We start from the raw sequence: 17,035 nt of genomic DNA, 5'->3' as shown, positions 1-17,035 counted from the left end.
GCGTAACCGGCCCGTTTGATCCTGCGCGCGCGACCCAAATCCGCGCATCTCTCACCAAATCTGTTGACGAACCCGGTCTCAGTGTTTCAGTCACTGGGTTCAAGTTTTCCAAAAAGGATGATCCGATGATCCCGTCCGTTCTGCCGACCTACAATCGTGCTCCGCTGACCTTCGTTAAGGGCGAAGGCGCTTGGCTGACCGAGGCGGACGGCCGACGTTTCCTTGACCTGGGCGCGGGGATCGCGGTGAACGCGCTGGGCCATGCCCACCCGGCCCTGGTCAATGCCTTGACCGAGCAGGCGCATGCGCTGTGGCACGTGTCGAACCTGTACCAGATTCCGCAACAGCAGGCGCTGGCCGACAAGCTGGTGGATCTGACCTTCGCCGACACGGTGTTCTTCACCAATTCGGGCACCGAGTCCTGCGAACTGGCGGTCAAGATGGCCCGCAAGCATTTCCACGACAAGTGTCAGCCGGAAAAGGTCGAGATCATCACGTTCGAGGGGTCTTTCCACGGCCGGTCCTCGGCGGGCATCGCCGCGGCCGGGTCCGAGAAGATGACCAAGGGGTTCGGCCCGCTGCTGCCCGGGTTCGTGCATGTCGCCTTCGGCGATCTGGAGGGCGTGACCAACGCGATCAACGACAAAACCGCCGCGATCATGATCGAGCCGATCCAGGGCGAGGGCGGTATCCGCCCCGTCCCCGATGTCGAGCTCAAGGCCCTGCGCCAGATCTGCGACGACAACGGGCTGCTGCTGATCCTTGACGAGGTGCAGTGCGGCGTCGGCCGCACCGGGAAACTCTTTGCCCATGAATGGGCGGGCATTACGCCCGACATCATGATGGTGGCCAAGGGCATCGGCGGGGGCTTTCCATTGGGTGCGGTGCTGGCCACCGAAGCGGCCGCCAGCGGCATGACCGCGGGCACCCATGGGTCGACCTACGGCGGCAACCCGCTGGGCTGCGCGGTGGGCTGCGCGGTTCTGGACCATGTGGCGACACCGGCCTTCCTGGACGGCGTCAACCGCAAGGCGGGGCTGTTGCGCCAAAAGCTCGAGGGCCTTGTCGCCGATCACCCCGACGTGTTCGAAGAGGTCCGCGGATCCGGCCTGATGCTGGGTTTGAAATGCAAGGCGCCCAACGCCGACGTGGTCACGGCCGGTTATGACAACGAAGTCATCACTGTGCCCGCGGCCGACAACGTGATCCGCCTGCTGCCGCCGCTGACCCTGACCGAGGATGACATTGCCCAGGCCCAGATCCGCCTCGAGAAAGCCGCCCGGCAGGTTCAAAGCCAACTCGCCTCGGCCTGACGCCCCCTATTCCCAAATGCGCCGGGGGCGACGCCCCCCGGCAACCGACAGTGAAAAAGCGAACCGACATGAACCATTTCCTTGATATCCACAAAACCGACGCCGCCGCGCTGCGGTCGATGATCGATCAGGCCGGCGCGATGAAGCGGGCCCGGTTGGGCCGTCCCAAGGCCGCGCCCGACGACGAACAGCCGCTGGCCGGCCGCATGGTGGCGCTGATCTTCGAAAAACCCTCGACCCGGACCCGCGTTTCGTTCGATGTGGGCGTGCGCCAGATGGGCGGTCAGACCATGGTGCTGTCGGGCAAGGACATGCAGCTGGGCCATGGCGAGACCATCGCCGACACCGCCCGCGTGCTGTCGCGCTATGTCGACATGATCATGATCCGCACCTTCGACGAAACCATCCTGACCGAGATGGCCGAATACTCGGACGTGCCGGTGATCAATGGCCTGACCGACCGCACCCATCCTTGCCAGATCATGGCCGACGTGCTGACCTACGAGGAACACCGCGGCCCCATCGCCGGGAAAAAGGTGGTCTGGACGGGTGACGGCAACAATGTCTGTGCCTCGTTCCTGCACGCGGCGGGCCAGTTCGGTTTTGACCTGACCTTTACCGGCCCGGCCCAGTTCGACCCCGAGGAAGAGTTCATGGGTTTCGCCCGCCAGAAGGGCTCGAAAATCGTGATCGAGCGCGACCCATACAAGGCCGTCGAAGGCGCCGATCTTGTCGTGGCCGACACCTGGGTTTCGATGCACGACTCGCAGTCGGCCAAGGAGCGCCGCCACAACCTGCTGCGGCCCTATCAGGTCAACGCGGAACTCATGTCCCACGCCAAACCCGATGCGCTGTTCATGCACTGCCTGCCCGCCCACCGCGAGGAGGAAGCGACCTCCGAGGTGATGGACGGGCCGAACTCGGTGATCTTTGACGAGGCCGAAAACCGACTGCACGCGCAGAAGGCGGTGATGCGCTGGTGTTTGGGTGTCTGAAGCCCCTTAGAAATTCTATGGGAGCCGCTGGTTCTCTTTCAATTCTGGAGGCTCCCATGCCGCACGTCGTCCTGGAATTTTCAGCCGGGCTTGAGCAATCGCATGATTTTCAAGCCATATGCGAAGATCTCTATAAGGTCCTCGCCACGCATGAGGAATTTGACGCACCAACGCTCAAAATTCGCGCGATGCCGATCCCGTATTCCCACATCGGGACCGAGCCGCAGACGTTCATTCATGCCACTCTATTCCTGATGCAGGGCCGGGACGAGCCGACGCGAACCGAACTGAACACAATCATTCTGGATGTTCTGGCCGCCGGTGCACCGGCGGTCGGCAGCATCACGGTGCGGGATGTAGAGATGAACCGCGCCACCTATGCAAAGCGCCTGGCGACCTGAGCTGCGCCTGCCGTCTAAACTCGCGGTTTCACGTCCCAGACCTGCAATCTGATCAAGGCCCCGACGCAGGCGAACAATACAAGCCCACACAATGCGGCCTTGGTGACGGTTTCCATTGCGCCCTCGATCAGCAGGGCATGTACGACGGTGCCTAGAATGGTCACCAGCGCAAGACTGGCATGGGCCAACCGCCAAAGGCGGAACCGCCATCCCAGCCGGCTGCGCAGCGCGGCCAGCGCCACGGCGGCGAACGCTGCCAACATGGCCACCACGCCCCAGGCCGAGAAAGGGGTAGGCGACCGGAAAAGCAGGGCATCCACCACATCCGGGGGGCTGGTGACCCACAGCCCGCCGACGTGCAGGACAATCATGGCGATCAGGGTGATCCCGACCCAGCGGTGCACCATTCGGCTGCTCATCGCCGTCAGCCCCGGCAACACGCGCGCGGCCAGCAGCGGCTGTACCAGAAGCAATCCCAACCCGATAATCCCGGCAAAGCCTGCTGCGATGTAGATCGGGCTGCGCCATGCCAGATACGGGCTGAACCCCGCCACCACCACAGGCACCGCAACGGCGGCGATCAGCGCCAACCAACCCGCGAGGACGCCCGGGCGTGGCACCTGGTTCAGACCGGTTGCAGAACGAAATGCGCGGCGAGGGTCTTGTCGCGCGCACTGGACATGATCGGGCGCAGGAACACGGTCTCGAATTCGCCGCTGTCATAGGCCAGATGTCCGTGCGGCTGACCAAAGGCGGGCACGATCTGCGGCATCTCCAGCCGGAATTCTCCGTTCGCATCGGTCAGGGTGGCGCCGTGGCTCTGAGGATCGCGCTCGTGGCCTTCGGTGGTATGCGCCCAGATCTGGATGCGCTTACCTGGCAGGGGCGCGCCGTCGCCGGCCCGCCGTACTGTGCCGGTCATCCAGAAGCCGCCGCCGCCGATCCGGTCGACGATCGGCGCGCCCGGGCGATAGTTGTTCGATCCGCCCCGCATTGACGGGGTCGGCGCTAACCCACTGGCCCGTGCGGGCAGGATCAGGCCGCTGCCGGCCGTGGCGACCAGTGCGGTACCGGCCACCAACATGGTTCTTCGGTTCAGTGAATCTCCGGGCATCTAAACCTCTCCTGTGCTGACCCGGCAGCTGTTCCAACCGCCATGCTGGAAGAATAGCACGATCGCGGCTCATTCCGAGCGTTCCGGGCAAAAACCGGCCAACCGGCGGACGAAAGCGCATGGAATGGACCAAGGCGGCAATAATCTTTGACGCCTGCGCCATTCGGGTGCGATCCTTTTCTTTGCGCCACCAAGGGGGGAAGCCGATGACAGATGCCAACCTGCTGACAAAGGATGAAATCGCCGCCTTCCGCCGCGATGGTGCGGTGGTGCTGCGCCAGAAATTCAGCGCAGACTGGCTTGAGTTGCTGCGCGCGGGCATTGACGCTGATCTGGAGACCCCGACCGAGAACTTCACCCGCCACACCAAGGACCCGGACGCGCCTGCCTATCTTGAGGATTACTGGGCCTGGAGCAAGATCCCCCAGTTCGAGGAATTCGTCCGCAACTCGCCCTGCGCGCCGATAGCTTCCGAATTGCTGGGCGCCGCGCCGATCAATCTGGTGATGGACAACTGGTTCCTGCGCGAGGCCGGATCGACCTCGCGCCCGCCATTCCATCAGGACCTGTCCTATTTCGATTTTGAAGGCTCGATGTGCGTGCTGTGGCTGCCGCTTGAACCGGTCAGCAAGAACAACGGGATCGCTTTCGTGCGCGGCTCGCACCTGTGGGACAAGCTGTTCATGCGCGTACGCTTTGCCGACGGGCACCCCAGTTACGAACCCACGCAGGTTGCAGGCCGCACCTATCACCCGCCACCGGACGTGAATGCCGACCCCGGCGCCTATGACCTGCTGCAATGGGATATGGATCTGGGCGACTGCATCTATTTCGACATGCGCACGCTGCACGGGGGGCTGTCCTCGGTCACGCCCACGGAAACCGTGCGCCGCTTCACCCTGCGCATGACCGGGCCGGACGGGGTGATCCGGTATCGCGGCGATTGGGCCAAGGAGGAGCGGGCGCAGTTTGAGGCCGCCGGCTATGCCGAGGGCGACCGGATCGCCGGCCCGTTCTTCCCGCAGCTCTGGCCCCGCGCACAGGGCTGATCCGGGCTGCAGCCTATCTGTGCGCGGATGCACTTTGTCCGCCGGTATTTTGCGCTAGATTGGCAAGAGTGAACATCCCGCCGCACTGGATTGGAGGCCGACATGAGCTGGAACCCCACCCACAGCCCCGAATGCGTCAGCGAAGGTTCGGCGCTGGAAACCCTGATCATCCCGCGCGCCCGCGATCTGGGCGGGTTCGAAGTGCGCCGCGCGCTGCCCTCGGTCAAGCGCCAGTTGGTGGGGCCCTTCATCTTTTTCGACCAGATGGGACCGGCCGAGTTCATCACCGATGGCGGCATCGACGTACGCCCGCATCCGCATATCGGGCTGGGCACCGTTACTTATCTGTACCAGGGCGAATTTGAACATCGCGACAGCCTCGGAACCCATCAGATGATCTATCCCGGCGAGGTCAACTGGATGGTCGCGGGCCGCGGCGTCACCCATTCCGAACGCACCAGCGCCGAAACCCGCGCCAAGCGGCACAGCCTGTTCGGCATCCAGACCTGGATCGCGCTGCCCGAAGCGCACGAAGACATGGCCCCCGATTTCGAACATCACAAGCAGGCCGCGTTGCCGCATATCCAGGATGCCGGTGTCAGCGCCCGGCTGATCCTCGGCTCGGCCTATGGGGAAACCAGCCCGGTCACGATGCTGTCGGAAACCTTCTATCTGGACGTGCAACTGGACCCCGGCGCCGCCTTCCCGTTGCCCGACGATCACGAGGATCGGGGCGTCTACGTCACCCAAGGCTCGGTCGAGATCGCGGGTGACCGGTTCGAGGAAGGCCGCATGATGGTCTTCCGCCCGGGTGACCGCCTGTCGGTGACTGCCGGGCCGGCGGGGGCGCGGCTGATGGTGCTGGGCGGAGCCACGATGAATGAGGATCGGTATATCTGGTGGAACTTCGTTTCTTCCTCGAAGGACAAGATCGAAACGGCGATCCGCGAATGGAAATCCGCCGATTGGGCCAACGGCGCCTTCCACCTGCCGCCGGGGGACGAGGACGAGTTCATTCCGATTACCCCGGAACTGGAACGCACCAAGCCCAGGCGCGCGCGCTGAACGTCACGTCAGCGCCCGCCCGGCTTGCCTGCCCGAGGGATCCCGGCGATCCTTAGCGGCAAACGGGAAGGGGACGGCATGAGACTGGTGATCGCGGGCGCGGGCAGCATCGGATGCTATTGCGGGGGGCTGTTGGCCGATGCCGGCCACCGCGTCACGCTGCTGGGCCGGGCGCGGGTGCTGGACTCGATCCGGCAGAACGGGCTGACCGCGACCGACTATTCGGGCCTGCGCAAAACGATCCCTGCCGACCGTCTGACCCTTTCTGAAGACCCTGCCTGTCTGTCCGACGCTGATCTGGTTCTGGTTGCGGTGAAAACCGGCGCCACCGTCGAAATGGCCGGCCTGATCGCCGCGTACACCCCGGCCGCGGCCTCGGTCATTTCGTGGCAGAACGGGATGGAAAACGCCCGCACCCTGCGCACCGCGCTGCCCGGACGGGACGTGCGCGCCGGGATGGTGCCGTTCAACGTGGTGCCTGCCGGTCCGGCCACCTGGCATTGCGCGACATCCGGCGACATCGTGATCGAGTCCGGTCCCGGCGCGCTGGCCCGCCGCCTGTCCACGCCCGATCTGCCCGTCACCGAAACCGACGGGATCGATGCGGTGCAATGGGGCAAGCTGGTCATCAACCTCAACAATGCGCTGAACGCGCTGTCGGGTCTGACCCTGCGCGAGCAGCTGTTGAAGCGCGACTGGCGCCGCTTGATGGCTGACCAGATGGCCGAGGCGCTGGCGGTTCTGGCCGCCTCCGGGCGCCCCGTGGCCTCGACCACGCCGCTGCCGGCCTCGATGACGCCGCATATCCTGCGCCTGCCCACGCCGCTGTTTTCACGCATCGCGGCGCGGATGCTGACGATCGACCCCGCCGCGCGCACCTCGATGGCCTATGATCTGGATGCCGGTCGCCCGACCGAAATCGACAGCCTGCAGGGCGAGATCATCCGCTTGGGCCGCGAAACCGGCGCGCCGACCCCGATCTGCGACCGGGTGGCAGAGCTGATCACGCAGGGCGATACGGGTCCGCTGACCCCCGACCAGATTCGTGCCGGGCTGCGCTCTGCCGTTGGTTAGATCCGCAACAGCAGCTTTTTCAGTTCCGGTTCGTGGACGCGTTCGGACGCCTCTTGCGGCGAGACCCACTCGCGGGTGCGTTCGTGCATTTCGGGAAATTCATCGGCCAGATCGGTGACCCGCAGCCGATAGACCGTGGTGCAAACCGGATCGATCGCGCCGCTTTTGCGGACCTTGCCGTAGCAATAGCTGCCGACCGGCTCCGGATCGACCTCGGCGTTGCGCACGCCGGCCTCTTCCCAGGCCTCCTGCGCTGCGGCCTCGGCCCCGTTCAGCCCGTCAATCGGCCAGCCCTTGGGGATGATCCACCGCCCGGTGTCGCGACTGGTGACCATCAGCACCTGCGTATCGCGGCCATCGCCACGGGTACAAAGCGCCGCGAACTGCACGAGGCGCGGACGCTGAAACAGGGGTTTCAGGACCCCCTCCCAGAATTTTTGCAGCCATGTCATTGCGGGTGCCTGCCGTTTTTTGTTGTTCTGCCTTCAGGACGGCGAGAGATATCAACCTGACAGATGGTATTCAAGCACCCCTGCGTTTGGCCCGCAGGGTCGGGTCGGCCTGGGTCGGGTCCTCGGGCCAGGGGTGCTTGGGATATTGCGCACGCATGTCCTTGCGTACATCGGCATAGGACCCGGCCCAGAACCCCGGCAGGTCGCGGGTGATCTGGATCGGGCGCTGCGCGGGGGACAGAAGGGTGACCTTCAGCGGCTCGCCCCCCACCATCGGGTGCTGGGTAACCCCGAACATCTCCTGCAGGCGGACCGCGATCTCGGGCACCGCTTTGCCATAGTCGATCGGGACCTTGCGCCCCAGTGGCGTGACAAAGGCCGGGGGCGCGCGGCGGTCCAGTTCCTGCATCTGGTCCCAACTCAGCCGCGCCTGAAGGGCGGGCAGCAGGTCGAACCGTTTCCAATCCTCGGCGCTGCGCACGCCGGTCAGCATCGGCAGCAGCCAGTCCTCGAGCGTTGCCATCAGCCCGCTTTCCGAGAAATCGGGCAGGTCGACGCCTGCCGCCCGCACCAGCTCGACCCGCGCGGCCAGTCGCGCAGCCTTGCCCTCCAGCCTCAGGCCCAGATCGCGCACGCCGTCTAGCATCGCGCGGGCCACGGACTCGTCGGACACGTCCTTCCAGATGCGGTCATCGAGCACCAGCGCACCGAACCGTTCCTGCCGCCGGGCCACCACCCGGCGGTCCCGTTTCGACCAAGCGCAGGTCTCGACCCATTCGATCTGGTCGGCGAACAACGCGCGGATCTCGGCTTCGGTGATCTGCGCGGCCATGCGCAGCCGGGCCTCGCGCGGGTTGCCGTCAGTGTCGATCGCCACAAGGTACGGCGCTGCGGCCATCGGGTCGCCGGGGTCCATCACCACGCCCTTGCCGCCCGACAGCACATAGCGCGGCGCGTCGCCCTTGCGCCTCTGCCCGACCCGGTCGGGATAGGCCAGCGCGGCCATCGCCGCCGGGCCCAGCGGGTCGCCTTCAGTCTTGATCTGGCCGTGCAGCCGCTTCGCCTCGGACCGGATCCGGTCCAGAACGCCGGGATTGGCGGGCCAGACCCGGTTGCGCTGGTAGGCGCGCGGATCGCGCAGCGCCTCGAGCCGCAGCGACAGGTCCACTGGAGCGCCCTTCAGCGGGTCGCGCTCGGCCATCAGGGCAGCCAGCGGGGCGGCCTGCGCGCCGGCCGTTACCAGCATGTGTCCCAACCGCGGATGCAGGGGCAGGCCAGCCAGTGCGCGGCCATGTTCGGTGATACGGCCCTTGCCGTCCAACGCGCCCAGCATCCGCAGCAGCGCGCGCGCCTCGGCCAGCGCCCCCTCGGGCGGTGGTGTCAGAAAGGCCAGATCCTGCGGCTCGGCCCCCCACAGGGCCAGTTCCAGCGCAAGTCCGGTCAGGTCGGCGGCCTCGATCTCGGCGGGTGGAAAGGCGGGCAGGGCGCCTTCCTCACCCTTGGACCACAGGCGAAAGCACAGCCCTTCGGCCACGCGGCCCGCGCGGCCCGCGCGTTGGGTCGCCTCGGCGCGTGTGACGCGCTCGGTCACCAGCCGCGACATGCCCGAGCTCGGATCGAACCGCGCGCGGCGGGCCTGTCCCATGTCCACTACCACCCGGATGTCCGGAATGGTCAGCGAGGTCTCGGCGATCGAGGTGGTAAGCACCACCTTGCGCCCGGTCTCGGCAGGCGCAAGGGCGGCGCGCTGGGCGGCAAAGGGCAGGGCGCCGAACAGCGGCCGGATCGCGCAATCGCCGGGCAGCCGGCCGGCCAGCGCGGCCTCGGCCCGGCGGATCTCGCCCTCGCCCGGCAGGAACACCAGAATGCCGCCGCCGGTGGTGCGGGTCTCGCGCTCGGCCTGAACCACCAGGTCGACCAACGCGTCCAGCCGCCGCGCCTGCGGGCCCAGCGGGCGGTCCCGCCAGCGGGTCTGAACCGGAAAACTGCGCCCTTCGGATGTCACCAGCGGCGCGTCCATCAACCGCGCCACCGGATCGGCATCCAGAGTGGCCGACATCGCCAGCAGGATCAGGTCGTCGCGCAGCGCGCCGGCGACCTCGAGGCACAGGGCCAGCCCCAGATCGGCGTTCAAAGAGCGTTCGTGGAATTCGTCGAAGATCACCGCACCCACACCGGGCAGGTCGGGTTCGGATTGCAGCATCCGGGTCAGGATGCCTTCGGTCACCACCTCGATCCGGGTGGCTTTCGACACTTTCGCCTCGCCCCGCACGCGATAGCCGACGGTCTGGCCCGCGCGTTCGCCCAGTGTCTCGGCCATGCGTTCGGCGGCGGCGCGGGCGGCCAGCCGCCGCGGTTCCAGCATCACGATCCGCCCGTCGCACAGGCCGGCGTCGCGCATCGCCAGCGGCACGCGCGTGGTCTTGCCGGCCCCGGGCGGAGCCTGCAGCACTGCGCGGCCGCGCGCGCGCAGCGCGGCGATCAGGTCGGGCAGGGCATCGTCGATCGGTAGACGGGTCATGCCGCCTTATCGCCAAAGCCCCGTCCAAGGTCCAGAACGCCTGCGTCAAATCCCGCGCGCGGCGGTACTGGACAAACTCGGCCCATCCCCGTCATCTAGGGCAGATTTCGACGAAGGACCCCGCCCATGACCACAGCCGAGCTTGCCGACAGGATCCTCAAAGGCGACCGCCGGGCGCTGGCCCGCGCGATCACCCTTGTCGAAAGCACCCGCGCCGATCACCGCGCCCAGACGGCGCAGCTGATCAATGCGCTGTCGGGCGCCGGGCGGCAGGCGCTGCGCATCGGCCTGTCGGGAACGCCGGGGGTAGGCAAATCCACCTTCATCGAGAGTTTCGGCATGATGCTGATCGGGCAGGGACTGCGGGTGGCGGTTCTGGCGGTCGATCCCAGCTCGGCCCGGTCCGGCGGCTCGATCCTAGGCGACAAGACCCGGATGGAACGCCTCAGCCGCGAGCCGAACGCCTTCATCCGCCCCTCACCCAGCCAGAGCCATCTGGGCGGCGTCGCCCGCCGCACGCGCGAGGCCATCGCCCTGTGCGAGGCGGCCGGGTTCGACGTGGTGCTGATCGAAACGGTGGGCGTGGGCCAGTCGGAGACCGTGGTGTCGGAAATGTCTGACCTGTTCCTTCTGTTGTTGGCCCCGGCCGGCGGGGACGAATTGCAGGGCGTCAAGCGGGGCATCATGGAGATGGCCGACATGATCCTTGTGAACAAGGCCGACGGCGACCTGAAAGCCACCGCTACCCGCACCTGCGCCGATTATGCCGGGGCGCTGCGCCTGCTGCGTAAACGCCCGCAGGACCCCGAGGGATTTCCCAAGGCGATGACAGTCTCGGCGGTCGAGGAGCGCGGCCTGGACCAGGCCTGGGCCGAGATGCAGGCCCTGGCCGACTGGCGCAAACAGAACGGGCATTGGGATGCCAACCGCGCCGAACAGGCCCGCTATTGGTTCGACCAAGAGGTGCGTCACGCCCTGCTCGCCAAGCTGGAGACCCCGCGGGCCCGGTCCGAGATGGATCGGCTGGGCGCCGAGGTCGGGGCAGGGCGGCTCAGCCCCTCGGCCGCGGCTGAACGGATGTTGCAAGCGCTTGCGCAGATCTAGGCGCCCTGTGGGCGCGGCAACGAAAGCTTTGTGCAGCAGCGTGTTGTCATGTAGCCTGAACGCGAAAACCGAGGCCGGCCGGCTGCATTGGACAGGGCGCCATATCTTGCACGCAGGACGGGCAAACGCGACGGGACGGGCCGACCATGCCCAATATCAACGGGACGAATGGCAACGACAATATCGATGTCAGCAATGACAGCGGTACGCTGAACGGCTCTCCGCAAGGCAGCCCGATCGACGGCATTCGCGCGCGTGGCGGCAATGATGTCGTGACCGTTTCCAACAGTACGATTTCCGGTTCGGTGCGCGGCAATGCCGGGATCGACACGCTGACGATCATCAACAGCTCCATTGGCGGTCGCCTGACCGCCGGTGCCGACGACGACACCGTGACGGTGCAAGGCTCGACCATCGGCAACATCCGCCTCGGGGGTGGCAATGACACGTTGACGCTGCAGGCAACCTCGGTGTCCGGCGACATCCAGGGCGGGTCGGGTAGCGATACGCTCAACTTGCCGGCCGGGACGGTCGTCACCGACAGCAGCTTTGGCACGTTCACTGTCGTCGATGGCACCAGCTATTCTCTGACCAGCGGATCCTTCGCCCTGCCATCCGGCCAGACGATCACCTATTCGCAGTTCGAAAAAGGATCCGGCGTCCCCTGCTTCACCCGTGGCGCGCGCATCCTGACACCGCATGGTCCGGTGCCCATCCAGAACCTGCACCTTGGGCAGCTGGTCCGGACCGATTCGGGCGGCGACCAGCCGATCCGCTGGATCGGATGTCGCGCGTTCAGCGCGACCGAGATCCGGGCAAACCCTAAGCTGGCCCCGGTGCGGATCCTTGCCGGTGCGCTTGGGGCCGGGCTGCCTGCGCGCGATCTGGTGGTGTCTCGGCAGCACCGGATGCTGGTCCAGTCCCCCATCGCGCGGCGCATGTTCGGGCAGGATCAGGTGTTGATCCCCGCCATCAGGCTGACGGCGCTGCCGGGCATCTTCGTCGATGACGCCATTCCGGGGGTGGAGTATCTCCACCTGCTGTTCGACCAGCACCGAATCGTGTTTGCCGAGGGCGCTCCAACCGAAAGCCTGTTCACCGGCCCCGAGGCGCTGTGGTCGCTGGGCGCGAAAGCGCGAGAAGAGATCCTCGCCATCTTTCCGCAATTGGCAGGCGGGGTTCACGTGTCGAACCCGGCCCGCACCATTCCACGCGGGCGCCAGCAGGCCCGATTAATCGCGCGGCACCTGCGCAACGCAAAACCGTTGCTGGCCGAAAACTGGGGTGCGGGGACATGATCGGGAGGGGGAGCAAAGATTTCGCGCTACCCGTCTTGACCCTTGAAGCGATTCCCACTAAACGCATCCAACCAGTTTTCGGGCGCGACTTCGGGTTGCGCCCCTTGTGATTTGGCCGCGTGCAGCAGCCCGGCCCACCAGAAACAAAGGATGAAACCATGTCGCGCCGTTGCGAACTGACCGGAAAAGGCCCGATGACTGGCAACAATGTCAGCCACGCCAACAACAAAACCAAGCGTCGCTTTCTGCCCAACCTGAACGACGTGACCCTGCAGTCGGAAACGCTGGGTCGCGGCGTCAAGCTGCGCATCTCGGCAGCTGCCCTGCGCTCGGTCGACCACCGCGGTGGTCTGGACGCCTTCCTCGCCAAGGCCAAGGATGAGGATCTGTCCCCGAACGCACTGAAAGTGAAGAAGGAAATCGCCAAGGCACAAGCCTCGGCCTGATTTCCCCACAGGTCTTGTTTTCAGCCCCCGTGCCTGTTGGCGCGGGGGCTCTTCGTTGCGCAGACATCTTTGTACGGGTTTGGGCCTTCGCGAGCGCGCATCCTTGACGCCAAACAATTTCGCGTCAAACGGTGAAATTGTTCACATACAATGCGCGAGAATCTTCTTAAGCATGTACGTATTGCAGCGGCGGAGCGATGAGATGTCTGCGAAAACCTCCAAATTTCTTTCAGTCCTTTCGACAATTCTGGTCGAGTCGGTATCCATTTGCACCCGGATGCAACGGCGGGTGAACCGCCTGCACACAGGCCTGACGACCCAGCGCGACGACCGCGATTTTTTCTGACCTCCCTGACAACTGGACATGGGGCAGCCCATTTTTTGGCCGCCCCGTTTTTTTGCAGCGCCAAACTGTCTCAGGCGGGTCAATCCCCTTGTCGGATTTCCTCGATCGCGCCTATACCTCGGGCGAGATGACCCGGACCCTGCGTACGATCCTGCCGATTGCCCTGTCGCTGCTTCTTGCGCTGACAGGACAGAGCGTTGCCGCCTCGCGCGGCATGGACAGGGCCGTGGGGCAGATGGTGCTGTGTACCGGCACGGGGCCGGTCGTGGTCTACATGGACGAAAACGGCCAGCCGACCAAGGCGCCGCATTATTGCCCGGACTATGCTCTCAGTCTTCTGGGGGCGGTGTTTGCCGACCAGCTACCGCATCCTCTTGCACCGGATCGGGTCCAGCCCGGCCCGCTGCGCGGAACCTCTGATTTGGTGGTCGCGCTGGTCCACGGTCAATCGGCCAGGGGGCCTCCGATCCGCGCCTGAGATCGTTTCCAAAACATTCAGACACGTTTCAAGGAGAGGCCCAAATGCGCTTCCAATCCACTTTTCTGGCCACTTTGGCTGCTACCGTCTTGTCCACCGCCGCTTTTGCCGACAGCATCATCTCGGTCGAGGATGCTTATGCCCGATCCTCGGGCATGAACGCCAAGGCCGGTGCGGCATTCATGATGATCAAGAACACCGGCGACACCGATGACCGGTTGGTTTCGGCCCAGTCGGACGTCGCCGCGCGGGTCGAGCTGCACACGCACAAGATCGACGAGAACGGCGTCGCCAAGATGATGCAGGTCGAGGAAGGCTTTGCCATCCCGGCCGGCGAAGCCCACATGCTGCAACGTGGCGGCGACCACGTGATGTTCATGGGGATCAAAAAGCCGTTCGAGCAGGGTGCAAAAATTCCGGTCACGCTGGTGTTCGAGCAGGCCGGCGAGGTGCAGGTCGAGATCCCAGTCGATCTCGAGCGCCAGGACGGTCACATGAAGCATTCGAACTGACGGCACGCCTGTCTTCTGGCCGCGCTGCGGCCGTCATCCATGCGTCAGGCCGGGCAATGCCCGGCCTGTTTGCGTCGGCCCTATCTGTTGACGGTGCGGATGGTCACCCGATCGCCCGCGCGCTTGAACCGGGCCGCCATGAACAGCATGACCGCGGCGAAAGCCAGCGCGGAAAAGGCGATGGCCCAGCCCAACGCCACCAGCCCGCTGCCGGGCCAGAAGATCAGCACCAGCCCGATCACCAGCGCCACAAGGCCCGAGTTGCGTACCGTGGCTCGCTCGGGGTCCAGCGGGTGCATCTGACCCAGCGACATCAGCGACCCGATGCCGATGATCAGCGCCCAGGCCCCCAGCAGGAAGAACGCCAGTCTGGCGGTGCCCTCGGGCCAGATCAGCAGGACCAGCCCGATCAGCACCGCGCCGAAACCCGCACCGCCGATCAACCCGCGCCGGCCAAAGCCCAGCAGCGTCAGCCCGCCATCGAGGATCAGCAGAACACCTACCAGCCGCAGCAGCAGCGCGATGCTGCCGGTAGGCCAGAACAGCGCCGCGATGCCCACCGCCCCCGCCAGCAACCCGCGCAACAGGAAGGTCCACCACAGGTCAGCAAGGGTTTCCCCTAGCGCCGCACGCCCATCCAGCGCGCCGTCATCCAGGACCTCGCCCTGCGGCCTGTCCGGTTCGGTCATTGCAAACTCCTTGTCTGGTTTGGTTCAGCATAGCCTGCGGGGCGGCCTCAAGTCACCTCTGAGCCAACAGGAGATCGACCCAGTGCGGCACCACCTGCGTTGCCGGTCCTAACAGGGTCTCGTCGAAACTGGATACGCCTGCCGAGGGCTCCAGGTTCAGCTCGACCGTTCGCGCGCCGGCGGCGATCGCCTCGTGCACGAAGGCCGCGGCCGGGTAGACCTGTCCCGAGGTGCCGATGGCCGCGAAGATATCGGCCTGCGCCAGGTGGCCATAGATCTGATCCATGAAATACGGCATCTCGCCGAACCAGACGATATCGGGCCGCGCGGTCAGACCGGCGCAGGCGGGGCAGGATTCATCCACAGCCATTTCGGCCGGGGCGGGCCAGCGGTGGCCACAGGCCGCGCAGAGCGCGCCCGCCAACGTGCCGTGCATGTGGATCACACCGGTCGCGCCCCCGGCTTCGTGCAGGCCATCCACGTTCTGCGTCACCATCACCACCTCGCCGGGCCAGTCGCGCTGCAGCCGGGCCAGCGCCCGGTGGGCCGCGTTCGGCTGCGCCTGCGCCGCCTGCACCCTGCGCGCGTTGTAGAAGGCGTGAACCAGCGCGGGGTCGCGGGCAAAGCCCTCGGGGGTGGCCACGTCCTCGATCCGGTGTTGCGCCCACAGCCCGCCTTCGTCGCGAAAGGTGCCCAGCCCGCTTTCGGCCGAAATCCCGGCCCCGGTCAAAATCACGATCTTTCCCATCCGCCCTCCGCGCGCTACACCCGAGTCATGTCACAGCGTATCCTGTTTGTCTGCCTCGGCAATATCTGCCGCTCGCCCGCCGCCGAGGGCATTTTCCGCGCCCGCGCGCACCACCACGCCGCCGACAGCGCCGGCACCTCGGACTGGCATGTGGGCGATCCGCCCTATGTCCCAATGCAGCGCGCAGCCCGTGCCCGTGGGCTGAACCTGAGTGACCTGCGCGCGCGACAGTTCATTGCCGCCGATTTCGACCGGTTCGACCTGATCGTCGGGATGGATGACGGCAACATCGCCAAGATCGAAGCGCTTCGCCCGGCGGGCAATGAAACCCCGGTGCGCCTGCTGACCGATTTCGCGGCCCAGACCGGCGCCGATCATGTGCCCGATCCGTATTATACGCGCGACTTCGACGGCGCGCTGGATCTGATCGAAACCGCCGTCGACGGGCTGATCGCGTATCTGGACGCCTAACCGCCGATCACCCTGAACTGCCCGGACAGCCAGGGCAGACGGGTCAGGCAAGGGTCGATCATCTGGCTCTGCATCAGGTGGCGGGTCATGCCGGCCACGTCGCGCGGGACCTGATCGGACCAGTCGGACCGGGTGAACAGGGAAATCCTGCGCGACGCAGCGCCGAACGGGGCGGGGTGCACCTCGAGCCCGTCATGGAACCGGGCGGCCCGCATGTAGCCCAGCGGCGTGGTGATCGCCCAGCCCAGCCCGCGCGCGACCATCGCCATTAGCGCCAGGTGCGAGCCGATCTCGAACCGGTCCTCGAACTCAAGCTGCGCGCGGGCCAGATGGCTTTCGATCTGGCGGCTGATCAACTGTTCGCGCGCATAGCGCAAAAACGGAAGGGATCGCAGGGCTTCCTCGTCCACAGCGCTGCCGTTGGGCGCCACAAGGATGAACGGGTCCTGCACCAGCGGATATTCGACCACGTCCTCCAGAACCTCGCCGCTGTGAGCCGATACGGCCATGTGCAGGCTCTGGTCTTCGAGCGCGCGGAACAGATCCAGGCTGGACAGGGTGATCAACTTGAACCGCGACCGGGTCAGACGCTCGGCCAGAAGCGTGGCCAGGCGAGGGGTCAGGTCATTGTCGAAATCGTCGATCAGCCCAATCGACAGGGTTGTCAAATGGCCCAGGTCCATGACCGAAAGCTCGCTTTGGGCCATCTGCAGCTCGGCCAGAACCGCCTCGGCCCGGGCCAGAAAGCTGCGCCCGGCGGGTGTCAGGCGCATGGGGCGGCGGCCGTGATCGACCAGATCGGTGCCTAACGCCTTTTCCAGATTGCGCAACTGCTGGCTGACCGACGGCTGGCTGAGCCCCGTGATCTCGGCGGCCTGCGCCACCGAACCGGTCCGCGCAAGGGCCGCAAATACTTCCAGCCCACGCAGGGTCAGCCCCTTCATTCCCATGCAACACAC

General features: G+C 65.9%; 19 protein-coding genes. 12 read left to right on the top strand and 7 right to left on the bottom strand.

The genetic code is table 11. The features are described 5' to 3' along the window. Positions 1-125 precede the first annotated feature (125 nt). The 3 genes from AC2FNS_RS13815 to AC2FNS_RS13805 all read left to right on the top strand — a co-directional run bounded on the left by AC2FNS_RS13815 (position 126) and on the right by AC2FNS_RS13805 (position 2,709). On the top strand, positions 126-1,313 hold the full coding sequence (locus AC2FNS_RS13815) for an aspartate aminotransferase family protein (RefSeq protein WP_496712069.1): 1,188 nt from the start codon (positions 126-128) through the stop codon (positions 1,311-1,313). A gap of 68 nt (positions 1,314-1,381) precedes the next feature. Beyond that, positions 1,382-2,308, top strand: a complete 927-nt coding sequence (gene argF, locus AC2FNS_RS13810; protein WP_496712071.1) for an ornithine carbamoyltransferase — start codon at positions 1,382-1,384, stop codon at positions 2,306-2,308. A 56-nt stretch (positions 2,309-2,364) separates the two neighbouring features. Further along, positions 2,365-2,709, top strand: a complete 345-nt coding sequence (locus AC2FNS_RS13805) for a 5-carboxymethyl-2-hydroxymuconate Delta-isomerase (protein ID WP_496684125.1) — start codon at positions 2,365-2,367, stop codon at positions 2,707-2,709. 14 nt (positions 2,710-2,723) lie between these two features. Here AC2FNS_RS13805 and AC2FNS_RS13800 read toward each other — a convergent pair whose 3' ends face one another. Together AC2FNS_RS13800 and AC2FNS_RS13795 are read right to left on the bottom strand one after the other, a co-directional pair. After that, positions 2,724-3,329, bottom strand: a complete 606-nt coding sequence (locus AC2FNS_RS13800) for a ferric reductase-like transmembrane domain-containing protein (protein ID WP_496797593.1) — start codon at positions 3,327-3,329, stop codon at positions 2,724-2,726. 5 nt (positions 3,330-3,334) lie between these two features. Beyond that, positions 3,335-3,823 carry a twin-arginine translocation pathway signal gene (locus AC2FNS_RS13795; protein WP_496712075.1) on the bottom strand — a complete coding sequence of 163 codons (489 nt, stop codon included), beginning with the start codon at positions 3,821-3,823 and terminating at the stop codon, positions 3,335-3,337. Between the two features lie 206 nt (positions 3,824-4,029). Between AC2FNS_RS13795 and AC2FNS_RS13790 the strand changes: the two genes are divergently transcribed. The 3 genes from AC2FNS_RS13790 (at position 4,030) to AC2FNS_RS13780 (ending at position 7,011) form a co-directional block, all read left to right on the top strand. Next, a complete protein-coding gene (locus AC2FNS_RS13790) occupies positions 4,030-4,872 on the top strand; it encodes a phytanoyl-CoA dioxygenase family protein (protein WP_496712076.1) in 843 nt (280 codons plus the stop codon). Between the two features lie 102 nt (positions 4,873-4,974). Next, positions 4,975-5,937 carry a pirin family protein gene (locus AC2FNS_RS13785; protein WP_496684119.1) on the top strand — a complete coding sequence of 321 codons (963 nt, stop codon included), beginning with the start codon at positions 4,975-4,977 and terminating at the stop codon, positions 5,935-5,937. A gap of 78 nt (positions 5,938-6,015) precedes the next feature. Then, positions 6,016-7,011 carry a 2-dehydropantoate 2-reductase gene (locus tag AC2FNS_RS13780; RefSeq protein WP_496712078.1) on the top strand — a complete coding sequence of 332 codons (996 nt, stop codon included), beginning with the start codon at positions 6,016-6,018 and terminating at the stop codon, positions 7,009-7,011. Here the strand turns inward: AC2FNS_RS13780 and AC2FNS_RS13775 are convergent. Beyond that, a complete protein-coding gene (locus AC2FNS_RS13775; RefSeq protein ID WP_496712079.1) occupies positions 7,008-7,463 on the bottom strand; it encodes an NUDIX hydrolase in 456 nt (151 codons plus the stop codon). The two genes, AC2FNS_RS13780 and AC2FNS_RS13775, sit on opposite strands and share 4 nt — an antisense overlap. 70 nt (positions 7,464-7,533) lie before the next feature. Beyond that, positions 7,534-9,984: an ATP-dependent helicase HrpB gene (hrpB, locus tag AC2FNS_RS13770; protein WP_496797594.1), complete on the bottom strand. Its 2,451-nt coding sequence runs from the start codon at positions 9,982-9,984 to the stop codon at positions 7,534-7,536. 126 nt (positions 9,985-10,110) lie between these two features. On the opposite strand from hrpB, the gene meaB reads away from it, so the two are divergent. From meaB to AC2FNS_RS13745, 5 genes are all read left to right on the top strand, one after another. After that, a complete protein-coding gene (gene meaB / locus AC2FNS_RS13765; protein WP_496712083.1) occupies positions 10,111-11,088 on the top strand; it encodes a methylmalonyl Co-A mutase-associated GTPase MeaB in 978 nt (325 codons plus the stop codon). A 146-nt stretch (positions 11,089-11,234) separates the two neighbouring features. Then, a complete protein-coding gene (locus tag AC2FNS_RS13760; RefSeq protein WP_496712085.1) occupies positions 11,235-12,386 on the top strand; it encodes a Hint domain-containing protein in 1,152 nt (383 codons plus the stop codon). A gap of 158 nt (positions 12,387-12,544) precedes the next feature. Beyond that, positions 12,545-12,832: a 50S ribosomal protein L28 gene (gene rpmB / locus AC2FNS_RS13755; protein WP_040634222.1), complete on the top strand. Its 288-nt coding sequence runs from the start codon at positions 12,545-12,547 to the stop codon at positions 12,830-12,832. Between the two features lie 434 nt (positions 12,833-13,266). Further along, positions 13,267-13,656: a hypothetical protein gene (locus tag AC2FNS_RS13750; protein WP_496803882.1), complete on the top strand. Its 390-nt coding sequence runs from the start codon at positions 13,267-13,269 to the stop codon at positions 13,654-13,656. Positions 13,657-13,700: 44 nt separating this feature from the next. Then, the gene (locus tag AC2FNS_RS13745) at positions 13,701-14,168 is read left to right on the top strand and encodes a copper chaperone PCu(A)C (protein WP_496688489.1); all 468 of its coding nucleotides are present in this window, start codon (positions 13,701-13,703) and stop codon (positions 14,166-14,168) included. 80 nt (positions 14,169-14,248) lie between these two features. Here the strand turns inward: AC2FNS_RS13745 and AC2FNS_RS13740 are convergent, their stop codons facing one another. Together AC2FNS_RS13740 and AC2FNS_RS13735 are read right to left on the bottom strand one after the other, a co-directional pair. Beyond that, entirely contained in the window at positions 14,249-14,857 is a 609-nt protein-coding gene (locus AC2FNS_RS13740) for an HdeD family acid-resistance protein (protein ID WP_496681669.1), read from the bottom strand. A gap of 52 nt (positions 14,858-14,909) precedes the next feature. Next, positions 14,910-15,605, bottom strand: a complete 696-nt coding sequence (locus tag AC2FNS_RS13735; RefSeq protein ID WP_496712091.1) for an NAD-dependent deacylase — start codon at positions 15,603-15,605, stop codon at positions 14,910-14,912. A 27-nt stretch (positions 15,606-15,632) separates the two neighbouring features. Here AC2FNS_RS13735 and AC2FNS_RS13730 point away from each other — a divergent pair, with 27 nt between their 5' ends. Continuing rightward, positions 15,633-16,076: a low molecular weight protein-tyrosine-phosphatase gene (locus AC2FNS_RS13730; protein ID WP_496712093.1), complete on the top strand. Its 444-nt coding sequence runs from the start codon at positions 15,633-15,635 to the stop codon at positions 16,074-16,076. Here AC2FNS_RS13730 and AC2FNS_RS13725 read toward each other — a convergent pair. Continuing rightward, the gene (locus AC2FNS_RS13725; protein WP_496712095.1) at positions 16,073-17,026 is read right to left on the bottom strand and encodes a LysR family transcriptional regulator; all 954 of its coding nucleotides are present in this window, start codon (positions 17,024-17,026) and stop codon (positions 16,073-16,075) included. The genes AC2FNS_RS13730 and AC2FNS_RS13725 overlap by 4 nt on opposite strands. Positions 17,027-17,035: the final 9 nt, after the last annotated feature.

This window comes from Ruegeria sp. BHSA191 (genome assembly GCF_059613325.1).
Note: the sequence above shows the minus strand (reverse complement) of the source record. Positions and strands in the feature narration are given on the sequence as shown.